The 15,380-nt window shown below is 68.6% G+C and carries 18 protein-coding genes; 2 read left to right on the forward strand and 16 right to left on the reverse strand.

Annotation, left to right across the window (positions count from 1 at the left end; all coding sequences use genetic code 11):
• The 16 genes from ftsZ to FPV16_RS20785 form a co-directional block, all read right to left on the reverse strand.
• A partial coding sequence (ftsZ, locus tag FPV16_RS20710; protein WP_227440249.1) for a cell division protein FtsZ occupies window positions 1–1,231 on the reverse strand: 1,231 nt, incomplete at its 3' end.
• A 102-nt stretch (window positions 1,232–1,333) separates the two neighbouring features.
• Window positions 1,334–2,656: a cell division protein FtsA gene (ftsA, locus tag FPV16_RS20715; protein ID WP_227440250.1), complete on the reverse strand. Its 1,323-nt coding sequence runs from the start codon at window positions 2,654–2,656 to the stop codon at window positions 1,334–1,336.
• Window positions 2,657–2,728: 72 nt separating this feature from the next.
• Window positions 2,729–3,703 (reverse strand): cell division protein FtsQ/DivIB, encoded by a 975-nt coding sequence (locus tag FPV16_RS20720; RefSeq protein WP_227440251.1) that lies wholly within the window; start codon window positions 3,701–3,703, stop codon window positions 2,729–2,731.
• Window positions 3,670–4,593: a D-alanine--D-alanine ligase gene (locus FPV16_RS20725; protein ID WP_227440252.1), complete on the reverse strand. Its 924-nt coding sequence runs from the start codon at window positions 4,591–4,593 to the stop codon at window positions 3,670–3,672. Before FPV16_RS20725 ends, FPV16_RS20720 begins: the two co-directional genes overlap by 34 nt.
• A gap of 153 nt (window positions 4,594–4,746) precedes the next feature.
• Complete coding sequence (locus FPV16_RS20730) at window positions 4,747–5,103, reverse strand: type II toxin-antitoxin system PemK/MazF family toxin (RefSeq protein ID WP_227440253.1); 357 nt, start codon at window positions 5,101–5,103, stop codon at window positions 4,747–4,749.
• Entirely contained in the window at window positions 5,090–5,323 is a 234-nt protein-coding gene (locus FPV16_RS20735; RefSeq protein ID WP_227440254.1) for an AbrB/MazE/SpoVT family DNA-binding domain-containing protein, read from the reverse strand. Before FPV16_RS20735 ends, FPV16_RS20730 begins: the two co-directional genes overlap by 14 nt.
• A 60-nt stretch (window positions 5,324–5,383) precedes the next feature.
• Window positions 5,384–6,316 carry a UDP-N-acetylmuramate dehydrogenase gene (gene murB, locus FPV16_RS20740; protein ID WP_227440255.1) on the reverse strand — a complete coding sequence of 311 codons (933 nt, stop codon included), beginning with the start codon at window positions 6,314–6,316 and terminating at the stop codon, window positions 5,384–5,386.
• Complete coding sequence (locus tag FPV16_RS26465; protein WP_413629329.1) at window positions 6,313–6,897, reverse strand: endonuclease domain-containing protein; 585 nt, start codon at window positions 6,895–6,897, stop codon at window positions 6,313–6,315. The genes murB and FPV16_RS26465 overlap by 4 nt, the downstream gene beginning before the upstream one ends.
• Window positions 6,860–8,266 (reverse strand): UDP-N-acetylmuramate--L-alanine ligase, encoded by a 1,407-nt coding sequence (gene murC, locus FPV16_RS20750; RefSeq protein ID WP_227440257.1) that lies wholly within the window; start codon window positions 8,264–8,266, stop codon window positions 6,860–6,862. Before murC ends, FPV16_RS26465 begins: the two co-directional genes overlap by 38 nt.
• Before the next feature lie 55 nt (window positions 8,267–8,321).
• Entirely contained in the window at window positions 8,322–9,431 is a 1,110-nt protein-coding gene (murG, locus tag FPV16_RS20755; protein WP_227440258.1) for an undecaprenyldiphospho-muramoylpentapeptide beta-N-acetylglucosaminyltransferase, read from the reverse strand.
• The gene (locus FPV16_RS20760; RefSeq protein WP_227440259.1) at window positions 9,428–10,594 is read right to left on the reverse strand and encodes an FtsW/RodA/SpoVE family cell cycle protein; all 1,167 of its coding nucleotides are present in this window, start codon (window positions 10,592–10,594) and stop codon (window positions 9,428–9,430) included. Before FPV16_RS20760 ends, murG begins: the two co-directional genes overlap by 4 nt.
• Window positions 10,595–10,778: 184 nt before the next feature.
• The gene (locus FPV16_RS20765; RefSeq protein WP_027170937.1) at window positions 10,779–11,000 is read right to left on the reverse strand and encodes a hypothetical protein; all 222 of its coding nucleotides are present in this window, start codon (window positions 10,998–11,000) and stop codon (window positions 10,779–10,781) included.
• A 123-nt stretch (window positions 11,001–11,123) separates the two neighbouring features.
• A complete protein-coding gene (locus FPV16_RS20770; protein WP_227440260.1) occupies window positions 11,124–11,354 on the reverse strand; it encodes a hypothetical protein in 231 nt (76 codons plus the stop codon).
• Between the two features lie 34 nt (window positions 11,355–11,388).
• Window positions 11,389–11,625 (reverse strand): hypothetical protein, encoded by a 237-nt coding sequence (locus tag FPV16_RS20775; RefSeq protein ID WP_227440261.1) that lies wholly within the window; start codon window positions 11,623–11,625, stop codon window positions 11,389–11,391.
• 75 nt (window positions 11,626–11,700) lie between these two features.
• Window positions 11,701–12,687: a CobW family GTP-binding protein gene (locus tag FPV16_RS20780; protein WP_227440262.1), complete on the reverse strand. Its 987-nt coding sequence runs from the start codon at window positions 12,685–12,687 to the stop codon at window positions 11,701–11,703.
• 92 nt (window positions 12,688–12,779) lie between these two features.
• Window positions 12,780–13,355, reverse strand: coding sequence for a TetR/AcrR family transcriptional regulator (locus FPV16_RS20785; protein WP_227440263.1), 576 nt, complete (start codon window positions 13,353–13,355; stop codon window positions 12,780–12,782).
• Window positions 13,356–13,545: 190 nt separating this feature from the next.
• Here FPV16_RS20785 and FPV16_RS20790 point away from each other — a divergent pair, with 190 nt between their 5' ends.
• Window positions 13,546–14,493 (forward strand): quinoprotein relay system zinc metallohydrolase 2, encoded by a 948-nt coding sequence (locus FPV16_RS20790; RefSeq protein ID WP_227440264.1) that lies wholly within the window; start codon window positions 13,546–13,548, stop codon window positions 14,491–14,493.
• Window positions 14,494–14,528: 35 nt separating this feature from the next.
• Window positions 14,529–15,374, forward strand: a complete 846-nt coding sequence (locus FPV16_RS20795; protein WP_227440265.1) for a quinoprotein dehydrogenase-associated SoxYZ-like carrier — start codon at window positions 14,529–14,531, stop codon at window positions 15,372–15,374.
• The last annotated feature ends 6 nt before the right edge of the window (window positions 15,375–15,380 follow it).

The raw sequence follows: 15,380 nt of genomic DNA on the forward strand, positions 1-15,380 counted from the left end.
AGGCTTCACCGTTCATGGCGTAGGCCAGCAGGGGCTCGGGGGCCATGGCCACCGGCTCGGATGCCGCCGGGCGCGGGGCCTGCGGCTGGATCTGCGCCTGGGGCGCGGCGGCAGGAGCGGTTAGCGGCTGCTCGGAGGCACGAAAGGTGGGGGCGGGCTGTGCCGCCCTGGCCCTCGCTTCCGCACGCAGGCGCTCGGCCACTTCAGCGATCCGCTGCTCGGTCTGGACGATCTCGGGGTTGTTCTGCGAATGCGCGGTGATCAGCGCCGGCTCGATGCCGGTGGCCACCACGGAGACGCGGATGATGCCGTCGAGGCTCTCGTCGAAGGTGGCGCCAAGGATGATGTTGGCGTCCGAATCCACTTCCTCGCGGATGCGGGTGGCGGCCTCGTCGAGCTCGTACAGGGTGAGGTCGTTGCCGCCGGTGATCGAGATCAAGAGGCCGCGCGCGCCCTTCATCGACACGTCGTCGAGGAGCGGGTTGGCGATGGCGGCTTCGGCGGCGCGGTTGGCGCGCTTCTCGCCGGAGGCCTCGCCGGTGCCCATCATCGCCTTGCCCATGCCGCGCATGATCGCGCGGACGTCGGCGAAGTCGAGGTTGATGAGGCCTTCCTTGACCATCAGGTCGGTGATGCAGGCGACGCCCGAATAGAGCACCTGATCGGCCATGGCGAAGGCGTCGGCGAAGGTGGTCTTCTCGTTGGCGACCCGGAACAGGTTCTGGTTCGGGATCACGATGAGGGTGTCGACGGCGGCCTGGAGCTCCTGGATGCCGGCCTCGGCGGTGCGCATGCGGCGCACGCCCTCGAACTGGAAGGGCTTCGTCACGACGCCGACGGTGAGGATGCCCATGTCGCGGGCGGCGCGGGCGATGACGGGAGCCGCACCGGTGCCGGTGCCGCCGCCCATGCCGGCGGTGATGAAGCACATGTGAGCGCCCGAGAGCTGGTCACGGATCTCGTCGATGACCTCGTCGGCGGCGGCCGAGCCGACCTCGGGGTGCGAGCCGGCGCCGAGCCCCTGCGTCACGCCGAGACCCATCTGGATCACGCGCTCGGCCTTGGAGGAGGTGAGCGCCTGGGCGTCCGTGTTCGCGACGACGAACTCGCAGCCCAGCAGGCCGGATTCGATCATGTTGTTGACGGCGTTGCCGCCGGCGCCGCCGACACCGAAGACGGTGATGCGGGGCTTGAGTTCGCGGATGTCAGGCGCCTGGAGAGAGATGGCCATGGTGTCGAGCCCTTCGTGCCGTTTTCGCGTTGCCGATGAGCGCCTCCGCAGAGGCGCCGATTGTGTCGTCGCCGCACCCCCTTTCGGGGGCGGGCCTCGTCCCTAGAAACTCTCCCGCAACCAGCGGTACACGCGGGGGATGTAGCCGTCGGTTCCGGTGCCCGCGAAGGCGCCCTGCCCCCGCGGCTCGAAATGCTCCGCATGCGCCACCTGCGGGTAGACCAGCAGGCCCACCGCGGCGGAGAAGGCGGGTCCCTTGGCGGCCTCCGGCAGGCCGCGGATGCCCAGCGGCCGGCCGATCCGCACCTGGCCCTGCATCACCCGGCGGGCGACTTCGGGCAGACCGACGAGCTGGCTCGCGCCTCCCGTCAGCACCACCCGGCGGCCGGCCTGGGCGGCAAAGCCCGCGTTGCGGAGACGATCGCGAACGAGTTCGACGATCTCCTCCACCCGCGGCTTGATGATCCGCACGAGCTGCGAACGCGGCACGTGGGTGGGGGCGTCGCCCTCGTCCTCGCCGACCCCGTGGACCGCGATCATGTCGCGCTCGTCGGAGGCGGTGGAGATCGCCGAGCCGTACAGGGTCTTGAGACGCTCGGCCGCCACCACCCGGGTGGAGAGGCCGCGGGCGATGTCCATGGTGACGTGGTGGCCGCCCACTGCCAGGGCGTCCACGTGGACGAGGTGGCCGCCCTCGAACACGCCGAAGCTGGTGGTGCCGCCGCCCATATCGACGACGCAGACGCCCATCTCGGCCTCGTCGTCGACGAGGGCGGAGAGCCCGGCGGCGTACGGGGTGGCGATCACCGCCTCGACGCCAAGATGGCAATGTTCCACCGCCAGCATCAGGTTGCGGGCTGCCGCCGCCTCGGCCGTGACCACGTGGAGATCGACGCCGAGGGATTCGCCGATCATCCCGGTCGGGTCGATGACCGCGCCCTGGCCGTCGATGGCGTAGCCGGTGGGAAGGGCGTGGAGCACGGTGCGTCCGGGGCTGACGCCATGGGCGCTCGCCGTCTCCAGGGCGCGCTCCACGTCGGCGCCCATGACGGTGCCGCTGCGGACGCCGACATGCGCCTCGAAATGCTGCGAGCCGAGGCGGCCGCCGGAAATGTTGACGATGACCGACTGGACCTCGACCTTGGCCATCCGCTCGGCGGCGTGGACCGCCTGGCGGATCGCACCCTCGGCGGCTTCGAGATCGACGATGGCACCGCCCTTGAGGCCGTGCGAGCGCTGATGCCCGATGCCGATGATGCGGGCGAAATGGGTCCGTCCGCGCAGGGTGGTGAGGGCCTCGGCCGGCTGGAGCTCGGCGATGAGGCAGACCACCTTGCTCGTGCCGATATCGAGCACCGAGAGGATGGTGCTCCGGCGCGCGGAGAGCGGTTTCATACGCGGCGTGAGGCCGTGTTGCGCGTGCATCGGATTACCGGGCGAAGGAGGCGGGAAGGGCGGGCTGGCGGGACGCGAGAGGCGCCGGACGGATCGTACGGCTCATGTCTCGGTCCCCTTGCCCTTCGGCTTCTTCTTCTGGGATTCGGCGCGCGTGGCGGCCGCCTCCTCCGTGAGCCGCACCACCACCCGGTCGGGCAGCCGCAGGTCCACGGCGATGATGTCCTTCTCGAGGATGCGGCTGTCGCGCTCGAGTTTGACGAGGCGGGCCAGGGCCTCGGCGGCCCCGGTCTCAGGAAGGCGGATGTCGACGCCGTCGAGCTTCAGGGTCCAGCGCCGGCCGGACACGTAGGTGCCGGCCTTGACCCGCTCGCCGAGTTCGCCCGCCGCCTCGATGAGGGCGAGGTAGTCCTTGAGGCGCTCGTTGGCCTCTTCGCCCACCACGAGGGGGAGCGCGGCGTAGCGATCGTCGCGCATCTCGTCGATGACGGTGCCGTCGGCGGCGATGACCGAGATCTCGCCGTTGCGCTGCCACAGGGCGGCGGGCTCGCGCTCGACCTGGTTGATGACGATCTCGTTCGGATAGACCTTGCGCACCGAGACGCTGGAAATCAGCGGCACGTCGAGGAGGCGCTGGCGCGCTTCGGCGACGTCGAGGAAGACCACGGAGGAATGGCCGTCGATGCCGGCCGCCTGCAGCACTTCCCGCTCGTAGAGACGGGAGATGCCCGAAATGGTGACGCGCTCGACGCCGAAACCGGCCAGACGGGCCAGGACGTCCGAGACGTGGCCGTTCTCCAGCACGAAGCGGTCGTAGCGGCCGCTGGCGACGAAGCCGGTCACCGACAGGGCGGCGAAGGTGACCGCGAGGGTCAGCGTGCCCGCATGCCGGGGGATGCGCCGCTCGATCGGCTGCCCGAGCCGCGAACGGCGCGAGCGCAGCATGGGTCGCACCAGTCGCGGCAGGCGCGCCGCCAGACCGGCGACGAGCGAGCCCGATCCGGGCGCGGGGGTTCCGTCGACGCCAGCCTGACCGGCGGCGTTCAACGACCCAGAGTAGCGTCCTCCACCATCCATCGGACGAGCTCACCGAAACTCAAGCCAGCGTAGGCTGCGATCTCCGGCACAAGGCTCGTCTTGGTCATCCCGGGCTGCGTGTTGACCTCCAGGACGACGAGGGCACCGGTTCCACCCGGTGTGTCGTCGTATCGAAGGTCCGCACGGCTGATGCCCCGGCATCCAAGTGCTTGATGCGCCGTTAACGACAACTCTTGGACACGCTGGTAAATTTTTGGTTTAATTTCTGCCGGGAGGACGTGGATCGACCCCCCCTCGGCGTACTTCGCATCGAAGTCGTACCACTCCCCCGAGGCGGGCTTGATCTCGATCACCCCGAGGGCCTTGTCCCCCATCACCGCGCAGGTGAGCTCGCGGCCCGCAACGTAAGTCTCTGCAAGGACTTGCTCCCCGTAGACCCACTCGTCCGAGGCGAGAATCTGGGGCGGATGGGAGCGCCCGTCCCGGACGATGATGACGCCCATGGAGGAGCCTTCGGCGATCGGTTTGATCACGTAGGGCGGAGTTAACGGGTGTGCCTTCGCGGCATCATGACGGTTAACGACACACCCCTCCGGAACGCTCACCCCGGCGGCCTTCATGATCGTTTTGGCACGTTCCTTATGCATCGCCAGGGCCGAGGCCAGGACGCCCGAATGGGTGTAGGGGATGCGCAGGATCTCCAGCAGCCCCTGGATCGTACCGTCCTCGCCGGCCGGGCCGTGCAGGGCGTTGAGGGCCACGTCGGGCCGCAGCTCCGTGAGCACGGTGGCGATGTCCGGCCCGACATCGACCTGTGTCACGCGAAAGCCCTCCCCTTCGAGGGCTTCCGCGCAGGCGCGGCCCGAATTCAGGGAGACCTGACGCTCGGAGGACCATCCGCCCATGAGGACGGCAACGTGCTGGGACATGGGCGGATCTCCGAAGGCGGACGAGGGTGAGAAAGAGGGCCGGACCATCGGACCGAACAGTGGACGCCACTCTTCGGGCGAGGCCGATGTCGAAGACGGGGCCGGCGAACCGCCCCGGAGCCGATGTCCGGGACGGTTCGCCGGTGAGTGAACTCAGTTCGGGCCGATCATCGCGCGGATGCTCGTGAAGGTCGCGTCGGCCGCATCGGCGTTGAGAACGCCGATCTGACGCAGGATGCGGGAGGGTTCGATACAGGCGATCTTGATCGGACGAATCACCGAAGCGGCCACCAGACCGGCCTGAGGCAGGTCGGCGATGGGGAGGTCGCCCGGCATGGCGGCATTACGGGCGCTGGTGATCATCGCGATCCAGACGAAGCCCGATTCGGCGACGGGGCCACCCGACACCACAACGGCCGGACGACGCTTCTCGGCGAGGCGATCGGAATAGGGAAAGGGCACCACCACGACGGCGCCGGGGGTAAAGGCGGAGCGGTCAGAGATCGGCATAATCCTCGTCATCCGCCCGGCCGGCCCATTCGGTGAAGGTCACGAACGGATCGTCTCCCTCCGACGGCGCCTTCTCGATGCGAACCCCGTCCTCCGTGAGGACATAGCGCAGCCTGTCGCCCGGCCCCACGGCCAGGCGCTCCCTCACTTCGACGGGAAGAACGGTCTGGCTCTTCACCGAGATCTTCGAGTAGGCGGCGCGAACGATGCGGCCCGGCATACGGCTCCGTCCTCCCTGAACAACGCCTTACATCTTACCATCTTACCGACGGGTGACCAATCAGGTCCGCGCCGCCGCCACGCCGATTCGCTTGATCTCCCAATGCAGCTCCACGCCGGACGTCTCGCGCACCCGGCGGCGGACCTCCTCGCCGAGCCCCTCGATATCGGCGGCGGTGGCACCGTCGCGGTTGATCAGGAAGTTGCAGTGCATCTCCGAGACCTGGGCGCCGCCCCTCGTCAGCCCACGGCAGCCGGCGGCGTCGACGAGCTGCCATGCCTTGCCGCCGGGCGGGTTCTTGAAGGTCGAGCCGCCGGTGCGGTCGCGAATCGGCTGGGCCGCCTCGCGGGCGGCGGTGACGCGGTCCATCTCGGCCTCGATGGCGTGGCGGTCGCCGGGACGACCCCGGAACAGCGCGCTCGTGAAGATCACGTCCTCGGGCGCCTCGCTGTGGCGGTAGGTGAAGCCCATCTCGGCATGGCTGAAGCGCCGCAGCGCGCCCGTGCGGTCGATCCCGCGCGCTTCCACCAGCACGTCGGTGGTCTCGCCGCCATGGGCGCCGGCATTCATGCGCAGAGCGCCGCCGATGGAGCCGGGAATGCCCCGGAAGAACGCCAATCCATCGAGGGAGGCTTCGGCCGCCGCCTTGGCGAGGCGCATGTCCGGCACCGCGGTCCCGGCCCGCAGGGTCTCGCCGTCGATCTCAACGGACCCGAAGGCCTTGCCGCCGAGCCGGATGGTGATTCCGGTAATGCCGCCGTCGCGGACGATCAGGTTCGAGCCGAGGCCGATCACCGTCACCGGAAGCTCGGGGTCGAGGGCGCCAAGGAGATGCGCCAGATCCTCCTCGTCGGCCGGCGTGAACAGCACCTGTGCCGGACCGCCGACGCGGAACCAGGTCAGGTCGGACAGCAGCGGATTGGCGATGAGCCGACCGCGCAAGGCGGGAGCGGCGGCGCGGATCTCAGGAGTGATGTCGGGAAAGGCGGTCATGGGGATTCTCCTCCTCTCCCCGCCTGCGGGGAGAGGGCTGTGCCGACCTCGTCGTCGGCACAGCGAGGCGGCAGCCGAGGGTGAGGGGGCGTCACCGGAGGAGACTCACCGGAAATCGCCCCCTCACCCTCGCCCTGTGGGCTCGTCGTGCCGACGACGAGGTCGTCGCGACCCTCTCCCCGCAAGCGGGGAGAGGGGGGCAATGCGGCCCGGATCGTGTCCATCACGCCAACGATGTTGTTCATGATCTCAGCATTCCAAAAGCGCAGGACGCGATAGCCCCTCGCAGACAACCACGCATCCCTCACGCGATCCGGCAGACTATCTGCATGCTGGCCGCCATCGGCCTCGACGATGAGCCTCGCTTCGCGACAGGCGAGATCGGCGACGTAAGGGCCGATGCTCTCCTGGCGCGTGAACTTGAAGCCTGCGAGGCGTCGATCGCGAAGGTGATGCCAGAGACGGCGTTCCGCACCGGTCTGCTCCCGTCTCAGATGCCGGCGAAATCCCGTTCGTCTCGGATCGCCGGCACGCATCCCACCCTCACCCCTGCAACGCCGCCAACTCGCCCGGCAGGGCATAGGCCCATTGCGTGATGTTGCCGGCGCCCAGGCACACGACGTAGTCGCCGGGTTTCGCCCGTGTCGCCACGAGGCCGGCGAGGTCCTCGGTGCGCTCGAGGGCGATGGCGTCGCGGTGGCCGCGGGATTTGAGGCCCGAGACGAGACCGTCGCGGTCCATGCCCTCGATCGGCGCCTCGCCCGCCGCGTAGACGGGGGCGACGATGACCGTGTCGGCATCGTTGAAGCAGGTGCAGAAATCGTCGAACAGCGAGGCGAGCCGGGTGTAGCGGTGCGGCTGGACGATGGCGACGACGTTGCCCTCGGTGGAGGCGCGGGCGGCTTTGAGCACCGCCTTGATCTCCACCGGATGGTGTCCGTAATCGTCGAAGATCAGAGCGCCGTTCCACTCGCCGGTCTTGGTGAAGCGGCGCTTGACGCCGCCGAAGCCGGCGAGCGCCTTGCGGATCGCCTCGGGCTCGACGCCGAGCTCGTGGGCGACGGCCAGGGCCGCCGTGGCGTTGAGCGCATTGTGCTTGCCGGGCATCGGCAGGACGAGGTCTTCCATCTCGAGGCGGAAGCCGGGGCGGCGGTCGCGGATCATGACGCGGAAGCGGCTCTGGCCGCCGCGCAGGTCCACGTCGATGAGGCGGACATCGGCCTGCGGGTTCTCGCCGTAGGTGATGATGCGGCGATCCTCGATATGGCCGACGAGGTCCTGCACCACCGGATGGTCGATGCACATCACGGCAAAGCCATAGAATGGGATGTTGTCGATGAAGCGCCGGAACGCGTCCTTCACCGCCTCGAACGAGCCGAAATGGTCGAGATGTTCGGGGTCGATGTTGGTGACGATGGCGACATCGGCGGGCAGCTTCAGGAAGGTGCCGTCGGATTCGTCCGCCTCCACCACCATCCACTCGCCCTCGCCCATGCGGGCATTGGTGCCGTAGGCGTTGATGATGCCGCCGTTGATGACGGTGGGATCGAGGTTGCCGGCGTCGAGCAGGGTCGCGACCAGGGACGTCGTGGTGGTCTTGCCATGCGTGCCCGCGATGGCGACGCAGGATTTGAAGCGCATCAGCTCGGCCAGCATCTCGGCCCGGCGCACCACCGGCAGGCGGCGCTCGCGGGCGGCGATGAGTTCGGGATTGTCGCGGCGGATCGCGGTGGAAACCACCACGAGGGCGGCCTCCTCGACGTTCTGCGCGGCATGGCCGATGAAGGTCTTCATGCCCTTCTCGGCCAGCCGCCGGACGTTGGCGTTGTCGTTGGCGTCCGACCCCTGGACGGTATAGCCGAGGTTCGACATCACTTCGGCGATGCCGGACATGCCGATGCCGCCGATGCCGATGAAATGGATGGGGCCGAGCTTGTCGGGCAGCTTCATGGTGTGAACCAGTCTCGTCGTGTCGCGGAGCGCGTGAGGGCGCCCCGGCTCGGAATCAGGTGCGGGCTGCCGTCTCGAGGACGACATCGGCCAACCGCTCGGCGGCATCGTGGATGCCCGCGCTTTTGGCGGCTGCGGCCGCCGCGGTCAATTTTGCCGGATGGGTGAACAGGTCGAGGAGCTCGGCCGTGAGGCGGTCGGGAGTGAAGGCGCTCTGCTGGATGGCGAGCGCCGCGCCGATGCCGGCGAGGGTCGCGGCGTTGGCGGCCTGGTCCTGATCGAGGGCGCCGGGCAACGGCACCAGGATCGAGGGCCGGCCCATGGCGGCGAGCTCCGACACGGTGGAGGCGCCCGAGCGCCCGATCACGAGGTGGCTGCGGGCCATGCGGGCGGGCAGGTCCTTGAAGAACGGTGCCGTCTCGAGCCCGGCGAGGCCCAGCGACAGGTAGAGGTTCTGGACCTCGGTGAGGTCTTCCGCCCGCACCTGCTGCACCAGCGTCAGCCGGGCGCGGAGGTCGGCGGGCAGCTGCGCGATGGCTTTGGGCACAACCTGCCCCATCACCGCCGCGCCCTGGCTGCCGCCGAAGACGAGGAGATGCAGGCCGTCGGCCTCGCCCAAGGAGGGATAGGGACTCTCGGCCGCCGCGAGCACGGCGGGCCGCAGGGGGTTGCCGGTATGGGTGCGCGGGGCGGTGGCCTTCACGGGGATGCCGCGCACTTGCCTGAAGCCGGTGGCGATGGCGCGCGCACCCCGCGACAGGAAGGCGTTGGCGCGCCCCATCACCGCGTTCTGCTCGTGCAGGATCGTCGGCACGCGCAGGATCTGCCCGGCGAGAACCGGGGGAACGGTTGGGTACCCGCCAAAACCCACGATGGCCGCCGGGTCGATGCGCTTGATCTCGCGCGCCGCGACGCCGAAGCCGCGGCCGAGGGTGAGGAGCGCGCCCGCCCGCTTGACGATGGAACGGCCCGACGGCGTCGCCGAGGCGATGGTGACGATCTCCGAGGCCGGGAACTCGCCGGCGATGGAATCGACGCGGGCGTCGGTGGCGAGCACCACGCGGACGCCCCGCGCCCGCAGGGCATGGGCGAGGCTCTCGGCCGGGAAGAGGTGGCCGCCCGTGCCGCCGGCACAGAGCAGGATGGTGGCTGTCCGCACGGTCACCGCATCACTCCGGCGACGGTGGCCGGCGCGGTGCCCGGAGGCTTCTGGCTCAGGGTCGACATGCGCGGGCGCTTGCGGGTGAGCGCCACGAGGAAGCCCATGCCGAGCGCCAGCGAGATCAGCGAGGAGCCGCCATAGGAGACGAAGGGCAGGGTCATGCCCTTGGCGGGCATCAGCCGCACGTTCACCGCCATGTTGATGCAGGCCTGGAGGCCGAACAGGGTGGTGAGGCCGGTGATGGCCAGACGGGTGAAGGTGTCATCGGTGCGCCGCGCCAGTTTCAGTCCGCGCATGACGATATAGGCGAAGAGGCAGACGAGGCCGAGGCAGACGAGGACGCCGAATTCCTCGCCGGTCACCGAGAAGATGAAATCGGTATGGGCGTCGGGCAGGTGGCGCTTGGCGACGCCCTCCCCCGGGCCGGTGCCGAACCAGCCGCCGGAATTGAACGATTCGCGTGCCCAGTATTCCTGGAAGCTGTCGCCGGAATCCTTGTCGAGGAAGCGGGTGATGCGCTCGCGCACGTGGTGCAGGAACTGGTAGGCGACGCCGACGCCGACGAGACCGGCGACGCCGAGGCCCGCGACCCAGAACCAGTGCAGGCCGGCCACGAAGAACAGCGCACACCAGACGATGGTGATCAGCATGGTCTGGCCGAAATCCGGCTGCAGGATCAGCGGCACGATGGTGACGGGCAGGAGCAGGATCGCCAGCAGGCCGCCGGGCATGTCGCGGCGCTGCGCGCCTTCCGAGAAGGCCCAGGCGGCCACGACCACGAAGGCGGGCTTGACGAACTCCGAGGGCTGCAGGCCGAAGGGGCCGAACTGGATCCAGCGATGCGCGCCCTTGATCTCCGGCCCGAACTTGCCGGCGAGGATGCAGAGGGTGACGCCGACGATCCAGGTGGCCAAAGCCACGCGCCGGATGTGGCGCAGGGACAGGAACGAGACCGCGACGATGATCAGGATCGTCGGGGCGAGGTACATCGCCTGGCGGTTGAGGAAGTGGAAGGTCGGCAGGCCGATCTTCTCCGCCACGGGCGGTCCGCCGCCCATCAGGAAGACGAGGCCGGCCACCATCAGGGCGGTGAGCCCGGCCAGCAGGCCGCGATCGACGGTCCACCACCAATCGGTCAGGGGCGTGCGTTCCGCGCGGGACATCATGGGATCGGCGCTCTCCGTGAGCCTTTCGGCGCCCGGAACGAGCAGCCGACAGCCGCCGGCAGCATCGGGCCGGCTCAGATTCGATCCTGTGCCGGAATGGTAAACCAAGTCTTTCACGCAAGCCCGCGTCGGCCGTCTCGATCCGCGAGCGACCGTCGATCGGTGGGGCGCGGGACGCCTTGGCTCAGTGCCTCATCGACTTGAGGCCGCAGGTGGAGCCGTTGTCACGATAGCCGGCCGGGCAGCGCCGGACGCAGGCGCCGGCCGCGAATTTCAGCGGCGGGCGGCAGGCGTTGCGCACGCTCCGCGGCCGGAATTCGTAATCCTGCGCCGGGCCGGCCATCGCGGCATGGGGCAGGGACACCGCGAACAGGAGAGCGGTGGAGCAGGCAAGGCGCAGGATCATCGCTGGTTCCGATCGAGACGAATTCGTCGACTCGCCGCTACCTTGGCGATTCGGTCAAGACGATTGGCAAGACGATCCGGATGAGATGGCCGGAGGTGATCGGGCGTGAAGAATCGCTTTCGTTCAGTCGCTCATGCGCTGGAAGCTGCAATAGCCGAGGCCGCTGTCGCGATAGCCGGCCGGGCATTCCCGGACGCAGGCGCCGGCCGCGAGCTTGAGGGGCGGCTCGCACAGGCTGCGGAACCGCTCTTCCTGGCTCGCGGACTGCGCCGTTCCCCTGGGAGCGGACAGCGCAGGGGCGCCGAGTGGCAGGAGGAGCGCCAGGAATGCCCATCGGGCGAAGGACACCGTCATCGGCGGTTCCCTCCGGGAGACGGGCGGACGGGTCTCAGCGGTTCATATTCCTGAACCGGCAATAGCCTTTCCCGGTATCGCGGTAGCCGGCGGGGCAGCGCTTGACGCAGGCTCCGGCCGCGAATTTCAGAGGCGGCTTGCACATGCGGCCGAAGCGCTTCTCGCGATCCATCGCGTATTTCGCCTCCCCCGGCGTGGAGAGCGCGACACTGCCCAAGGGAACCGCCACCGTCAGCGCGAGAAGGGAGGCGAAGGCGAATCGCAGGTTCATCGGGACATCCGGACGAAAGGGGGATGGACGGACAATGCGCTCGCCCCCGATCGGTTCGATTCCGGACGAAGCCCGTCAGGCCACTTTGCAGTCGTAGAATCCTTCGCGGATCGCTTCCGGATCGAGCTTGCGGCCGATGAAGACCACGCGGGAAACGCGGGCCTCGCCGTCCTTCCACGGCCCCTGGAGGTCGCCGTCGAGGATCTGGTGGACGCCCTGGAAGACGAAGCGCTGGGGCTCGTCGGGGAAGGCGACGATGCCCTTGCAGCGCAGGATGTCCGGCCCCTGGACCTGGGTCAGGGTCGAGATCCACGGCATGAACTTTTCGGGGTCGACGGGGCCGTCGATGCGGGCGGAGACCGACTGCATCTCGTCGTCGTGGTGGTGATGGTGGCCCTCCTCGAGGAAGTCCGGCTCGATATCGAGGATGCGCGAGAGGTCGAAGGCGTTGCGGTCGAGGACCTGATCGAGGGGAACGTCGCAGCGGCTGGTGCGGTGGACCTTGGCGTAGGGGTTGATCGCGCGGATTAGGCCCTCGACGCGGTCGAGATCGGCCGGTTCCACCAGATCGGCCTTGTTGAGCAGGATCACGTCCGCGAAGGCGATCTGGTTCTTGGCTTCGGGCGCGTCCTTGAGGCGGTCGGCGAGCCATTTCGCGTCGGCCACCGTCACCACCGCGTCGAGGCGGGCGGCCCCGCCCACATCCTCGTCGATGAAGAAGGTCTGGGCCACGGGGGCCGGGTCGGCGAGGCCGGTGGTCTCGACGATGATCGCGTCGAACTTGCCGCGCCGTTTCACGAGGCCGTCCATGATGCGGATGAGGTCGCCGCGCACGGTGCAGCAGACGCAGCCGTTGTTCATCTCGAACACTTCCTCGTCGGCGCCGATGACGAGGTCGTTGTCGATGCCGATCTCGCCGAACTCGTTGACGATGACGGCGTAGCGCTTGCCGTGGTTCTCGGTGAGGATGCGGTTGAGGAGCGTGGTCTTGCCGGCTCCGAGATAGCCGGTGAGCACGGTCACGGGGATCTTCGAGGAGGCGGGGGACGGGCTGTCGGACATGCGAGGCTCTTCGGGTTCGCGGGGTTTCGCCCGCGTCGGCTGTGTGGTGGCTGTTATATTGTATCACCCCTCCCCGATGAAAGGGCGTTCCGTCACGCGCTCCGAGGAGGTTTGAGGCTGTCGCAGAGGGAAGCGAGGGTGGAGCGGAAGCCGGCCGATCCGGCGAGCAGCCGTTCCAGCAGAAGCGCACCCTCCAGGGTCGCCACGACCATGCGAGCCGTGGCGGCGGGGTCGAGACCGGAGCGCAGGCCCCCGTCGGCGCAGCCCTCGGTCAGCACGCGCTCCAGCCAGGCGATGTGCTTGTCGAAGAACCGGGCGATGTCGGCGCGCAAGCTGTCCGGCAGGGTGTCCATCTCGATGGCGAGCACGGCGCAGAGGCAGCCGAGCCCGTCCTCGACCCCGGTGAGATAGAGCCGGCCATAGGCCTCGATCCGCGAGGCCGCATCCGCTTGCGTGGCGAGGATGGCGGCGAGCGCCGCGTCGTAGCGGGCGTCGTAGGCCTCCACCAGAGCGAGGGCGAGGTCGGTCTTCGTGCGGAAATGGTGGTGGATGCTCGCCTTGCGGATGCTCACCGCCTCCGCGAGGTCGCCGTAGCTGAAGCCGGAATAGCCCCGGCCGCGCACCAGGATCTCGGCCCGGGCCAGCAATTCCGCTCTCGTGTCTCTCATGGCCGGTCGATCATGGTCTCGAGCTTCGCGGAACGGGTGATGCGGCCACGAAGGCGTGATGCGCCCGCTCCGGTCTTCGGCACGTCTACCGTTGACGGCGCCAAAAATCTACCTACTAGGTGGTAGCCATAAAAATGGGAGAATAATTCATGCCGGGTCGCTTCGTCGGGCGATCATCGCAGGATATGCCATGATTCCGCATCATGAGCGGAGCATGGCCACGCGCCGCGCCGCCCTGTTCGGCGGGCTGTGCCTGTGCTGCCTGCCGAGCCTCGGCCGGGCGGCGGAGTCCTTCACCATGGACGAGGTCGGTCCGGGCATCTTCCTACGGCGCGGCCTCGACGCCGAGGCGACGCCCGAGAACGGCGACGCCATCGCCAATATCGGCTTCATCGTCGGCGAAAAATCGGTGCTCGTGACGGAATCCGGCGGCAGCCTTGCCGACGGGGAATGGCTCCGCGCCGAGATCGGGAAACGCACCTCGAAGCCCGTGAGCCACGTGGTGCTGACCCATGTCCATCCCGACCATTGCTTTGGCGCACAAGCCTTCGCGCGGGACGAGCCGGTCTTCATCGGCCACCACGCACTGCGCTCGGCCCTCGATTCGCGCGGCGACTTCTACAGGACGCGCCTCGTGGAGATCCTTGGCGCCGACAAGGCCGGGTCGGTGGTCTATCCGACGCTGGAGGTCGCCGACGCGGCCGAGATCGACCTCGGCGGACGAACCTTGCGCTTCACGGCGCACGGCGTCGCCCACACCAATTGCGACCTCTCCATGGTCGATACCCGGACGGGCATCCTGTTCCCGGCCGATCTCCTGTTCGTCACCCGGATCCCGTCCCTCGACGGCAGCCTGCTCGGCTGGCTCAAGGAGGTCGAGACGCTGACGGGGCTCGGAGCATCCAAGGCCGTGCCCGGCCACGGCCCGACCCTGGTCGACGCCGCCCCCGCCTTCGCCGACCTGACGCGCTACCTCGCCACGCTGCGCGACGAGACCCGCAAGGCCATCGCCGCCGACCAGCCCATCGACAAGGCCGTGGACAGTATCGGCCGATCGGAGCGCGAGAAATGGGTCCTCTTCGACACCTATAACGGCCGCAACGTCACTCAGGCCTACAAGGAGCTTGAGTGGGAATGAGCCAGCGCCACATCATCACCACGAGGAGAGACGCCATGATTACCCACGCGCCGACACGGACCGCCCAGACCCGGCGGTCGTTTACCGCCGCCCTGTGCCTGTCCGCCGCCCTGCTGACGGGCGGCTCCGCCCTCGCCGCCGGCGCCAGCGACACCGATGCGGAGCGGCTCGAGCGCTGGAAGGAGATCGCGACGTCGATCTTCGGCGACCGCGCGATCGAGGCCACCGACACGCTGATCAAGGTCGACGCCCCGCCGCGCGCCCTCGATGCCGCCCTGGTGCCGATCACCCTGATGATGCCGGAGAAGGACCGGATCGCCGCGATCCATCTCGTCATCGACGACAACCCGTCGCCCTATGCGGCGCACATCACCTTCGGCCCCGCCGCCGACCCCGGCGAGATCAAGCTCCGAGTGCGGATCAACAACTACACCAACGTCCATGCCGTGGCCGAGACCAAGGACGGCAAGCTCTACGAGGCCGTGAAGTTCGTCAAAGCTTCGGGCGGATGCTCGGCGCCCATGGGGATGAGCGACGAGGAGGCCCTGAAGGGGGCCGGCGACATGAGGATGAAGTTCGCCGAAGGAGGCCAGGCCAAGCCGACGGAGGCGACGCTGATGATCCGCCACCCGAATTTCAGCGGGATGCAGATGAACCAGATCACCCGCGATTACACGCCGGCCCGCTACATCAACAAACTCGACGTCACCGCCAACGGCACGCTCGTCTTCTCCATGAACGGCGACATCTCCATCGCTTCGAACCCGGTGATCAACTTCGCCCTCGCGCCCGACGCCAGGGGGCCGATCAAGGTGGTCGCCTCGGACAACCAGCAGGGCCGCTGGGAGCACAGCTTCAACCCGCCCGGCCCGAGCAACTGAGGATGA

It is taken from the genome of Methylobacterium sp. W2 (genome assembly GCF_020662345.1).
GTDB lineage: Bacteria > Pseudomonadota > Alphaproteobacteria > Rhizobiales > Beijerinckiaceae > Methylobacterium.

Excerpts from the sequence above, each read along its gene's own strand:
- FPV16_RS20735 (WP_227440254.1), bottom strand. The coding sequence starts at position 5,323 with ATGCCGGGCCGCATCGTTCGCGCCGCCTACTCGAAGATCTCGGTGAAG.
- FPV16_RS20790 (WP_227440264.1), top strand. The coding sequence starts at position 13,546 with ATGATTCCGCATCATGAGCGGAGCATGGCCACGCGCCGCGCCGCCCTG.
- FPV16_RS20795 (WP_227440265.1), top strand. The coding sequence starts at position 14,529 with ATGATTACCCACGCGCCGACACGGACCGCCCAGACCCGGCGGTCGTTT.
- FPV16_RS20720 (WP_227440251.1), bottom strand. The coding sequence starts at position 3,703 with ATGGATGGTGGAGGACGCTACTCTGGGTCGTTGAACGCCGCCGGTCAG.
- FPV16_RS20760 (WP_227440259.1), bottom strand. The coding sequence starts at position 10,594 with ATGATGTCCCGCGCGGAACGCACGCCCCTGACCGATTGGTGGTGGACC.
- FPV16_RS20770 (WP_227440260.1), bottom strand. The coding sequence starts at position 11,354 with ATGACGGTGTCCTTCGCCCGATGGGCATTCCTGGCGCTCCTCCTGCCA.
- FPV16_RS20725 (WP_227440252.1), bottom strand. The coding sequence starts at position 4,593 with ATGTCCCAGCACGTTGCCGTCCTCATGGGCGGATGGTCCTCCGAGCGT.
- FPV16_RS26465 (WP_413629329.1), bottom strand. The coding sequence starts at position 6,897 with ATGCCCTGCCGGGCGAGTTGGCGGCGTTGCAGGGGTGAGGGTGGGATG.
- FPV16_RS20765 (WP_027170937.1), bottom strand. The coding sequence starts at position 11,000 with ATGATCCTGCGCCTTGCCTGCTCCACCGCTCTCCTGTTCGCGGTGTCC.
- ftsA (WP_227440250.1), bottom strand. The coding sequence starts at position 2,656 with ATGCACGCGCAACACGGCCTCACGCCGCGTATGAAACCGCTCTCCGCG.
- murC (WP_227440257.1), bottom strand. The coding sequence starts at position 8,266 with ATGAAGCTGCCCGACAAGCTCGGCCCCATCCATTTCATCGGCATCGGC.
- FPV16_RS20780 (WP_227440262.1), bottom strand. The coding sequence starts at position 12,687 with ATGTCCGACAGCCCGTCCCCCGCCTCCTCGAAGATCCCCGTGACCGTG.
- FPV16_RS20730 (WP_227440253.1), bottom strand. The coding sequence starts at position 5,103 with ATGCCGATCTCTGACCGCTCCGCCTTTACCCCCGGCGCCGTCGTGGTG.
- murB (WP_227440255.1), bottom strand. The coding sequence starts at position 6,316 with ATGACCGCCTTTCCCGACATCACTCCTGAGATCCGCGCCGCCGCTCCC.
- FPV16_RS20775 (WP_227440261.1), bottom strand. The coding sequence starts at position 11,625 with ATGAACCTGCGATTCGCCTTCGCCTCCCTTCTCGCGCTGACGGTGGCG.
- FPV16_RS20785 (WP_227440263.1), bottom strand. The coding sequence starts at position 13,355 with ATGAGAGACACGAGAGCGGAATTGCTGGCCCGGGCCGAGATCCTGGTG.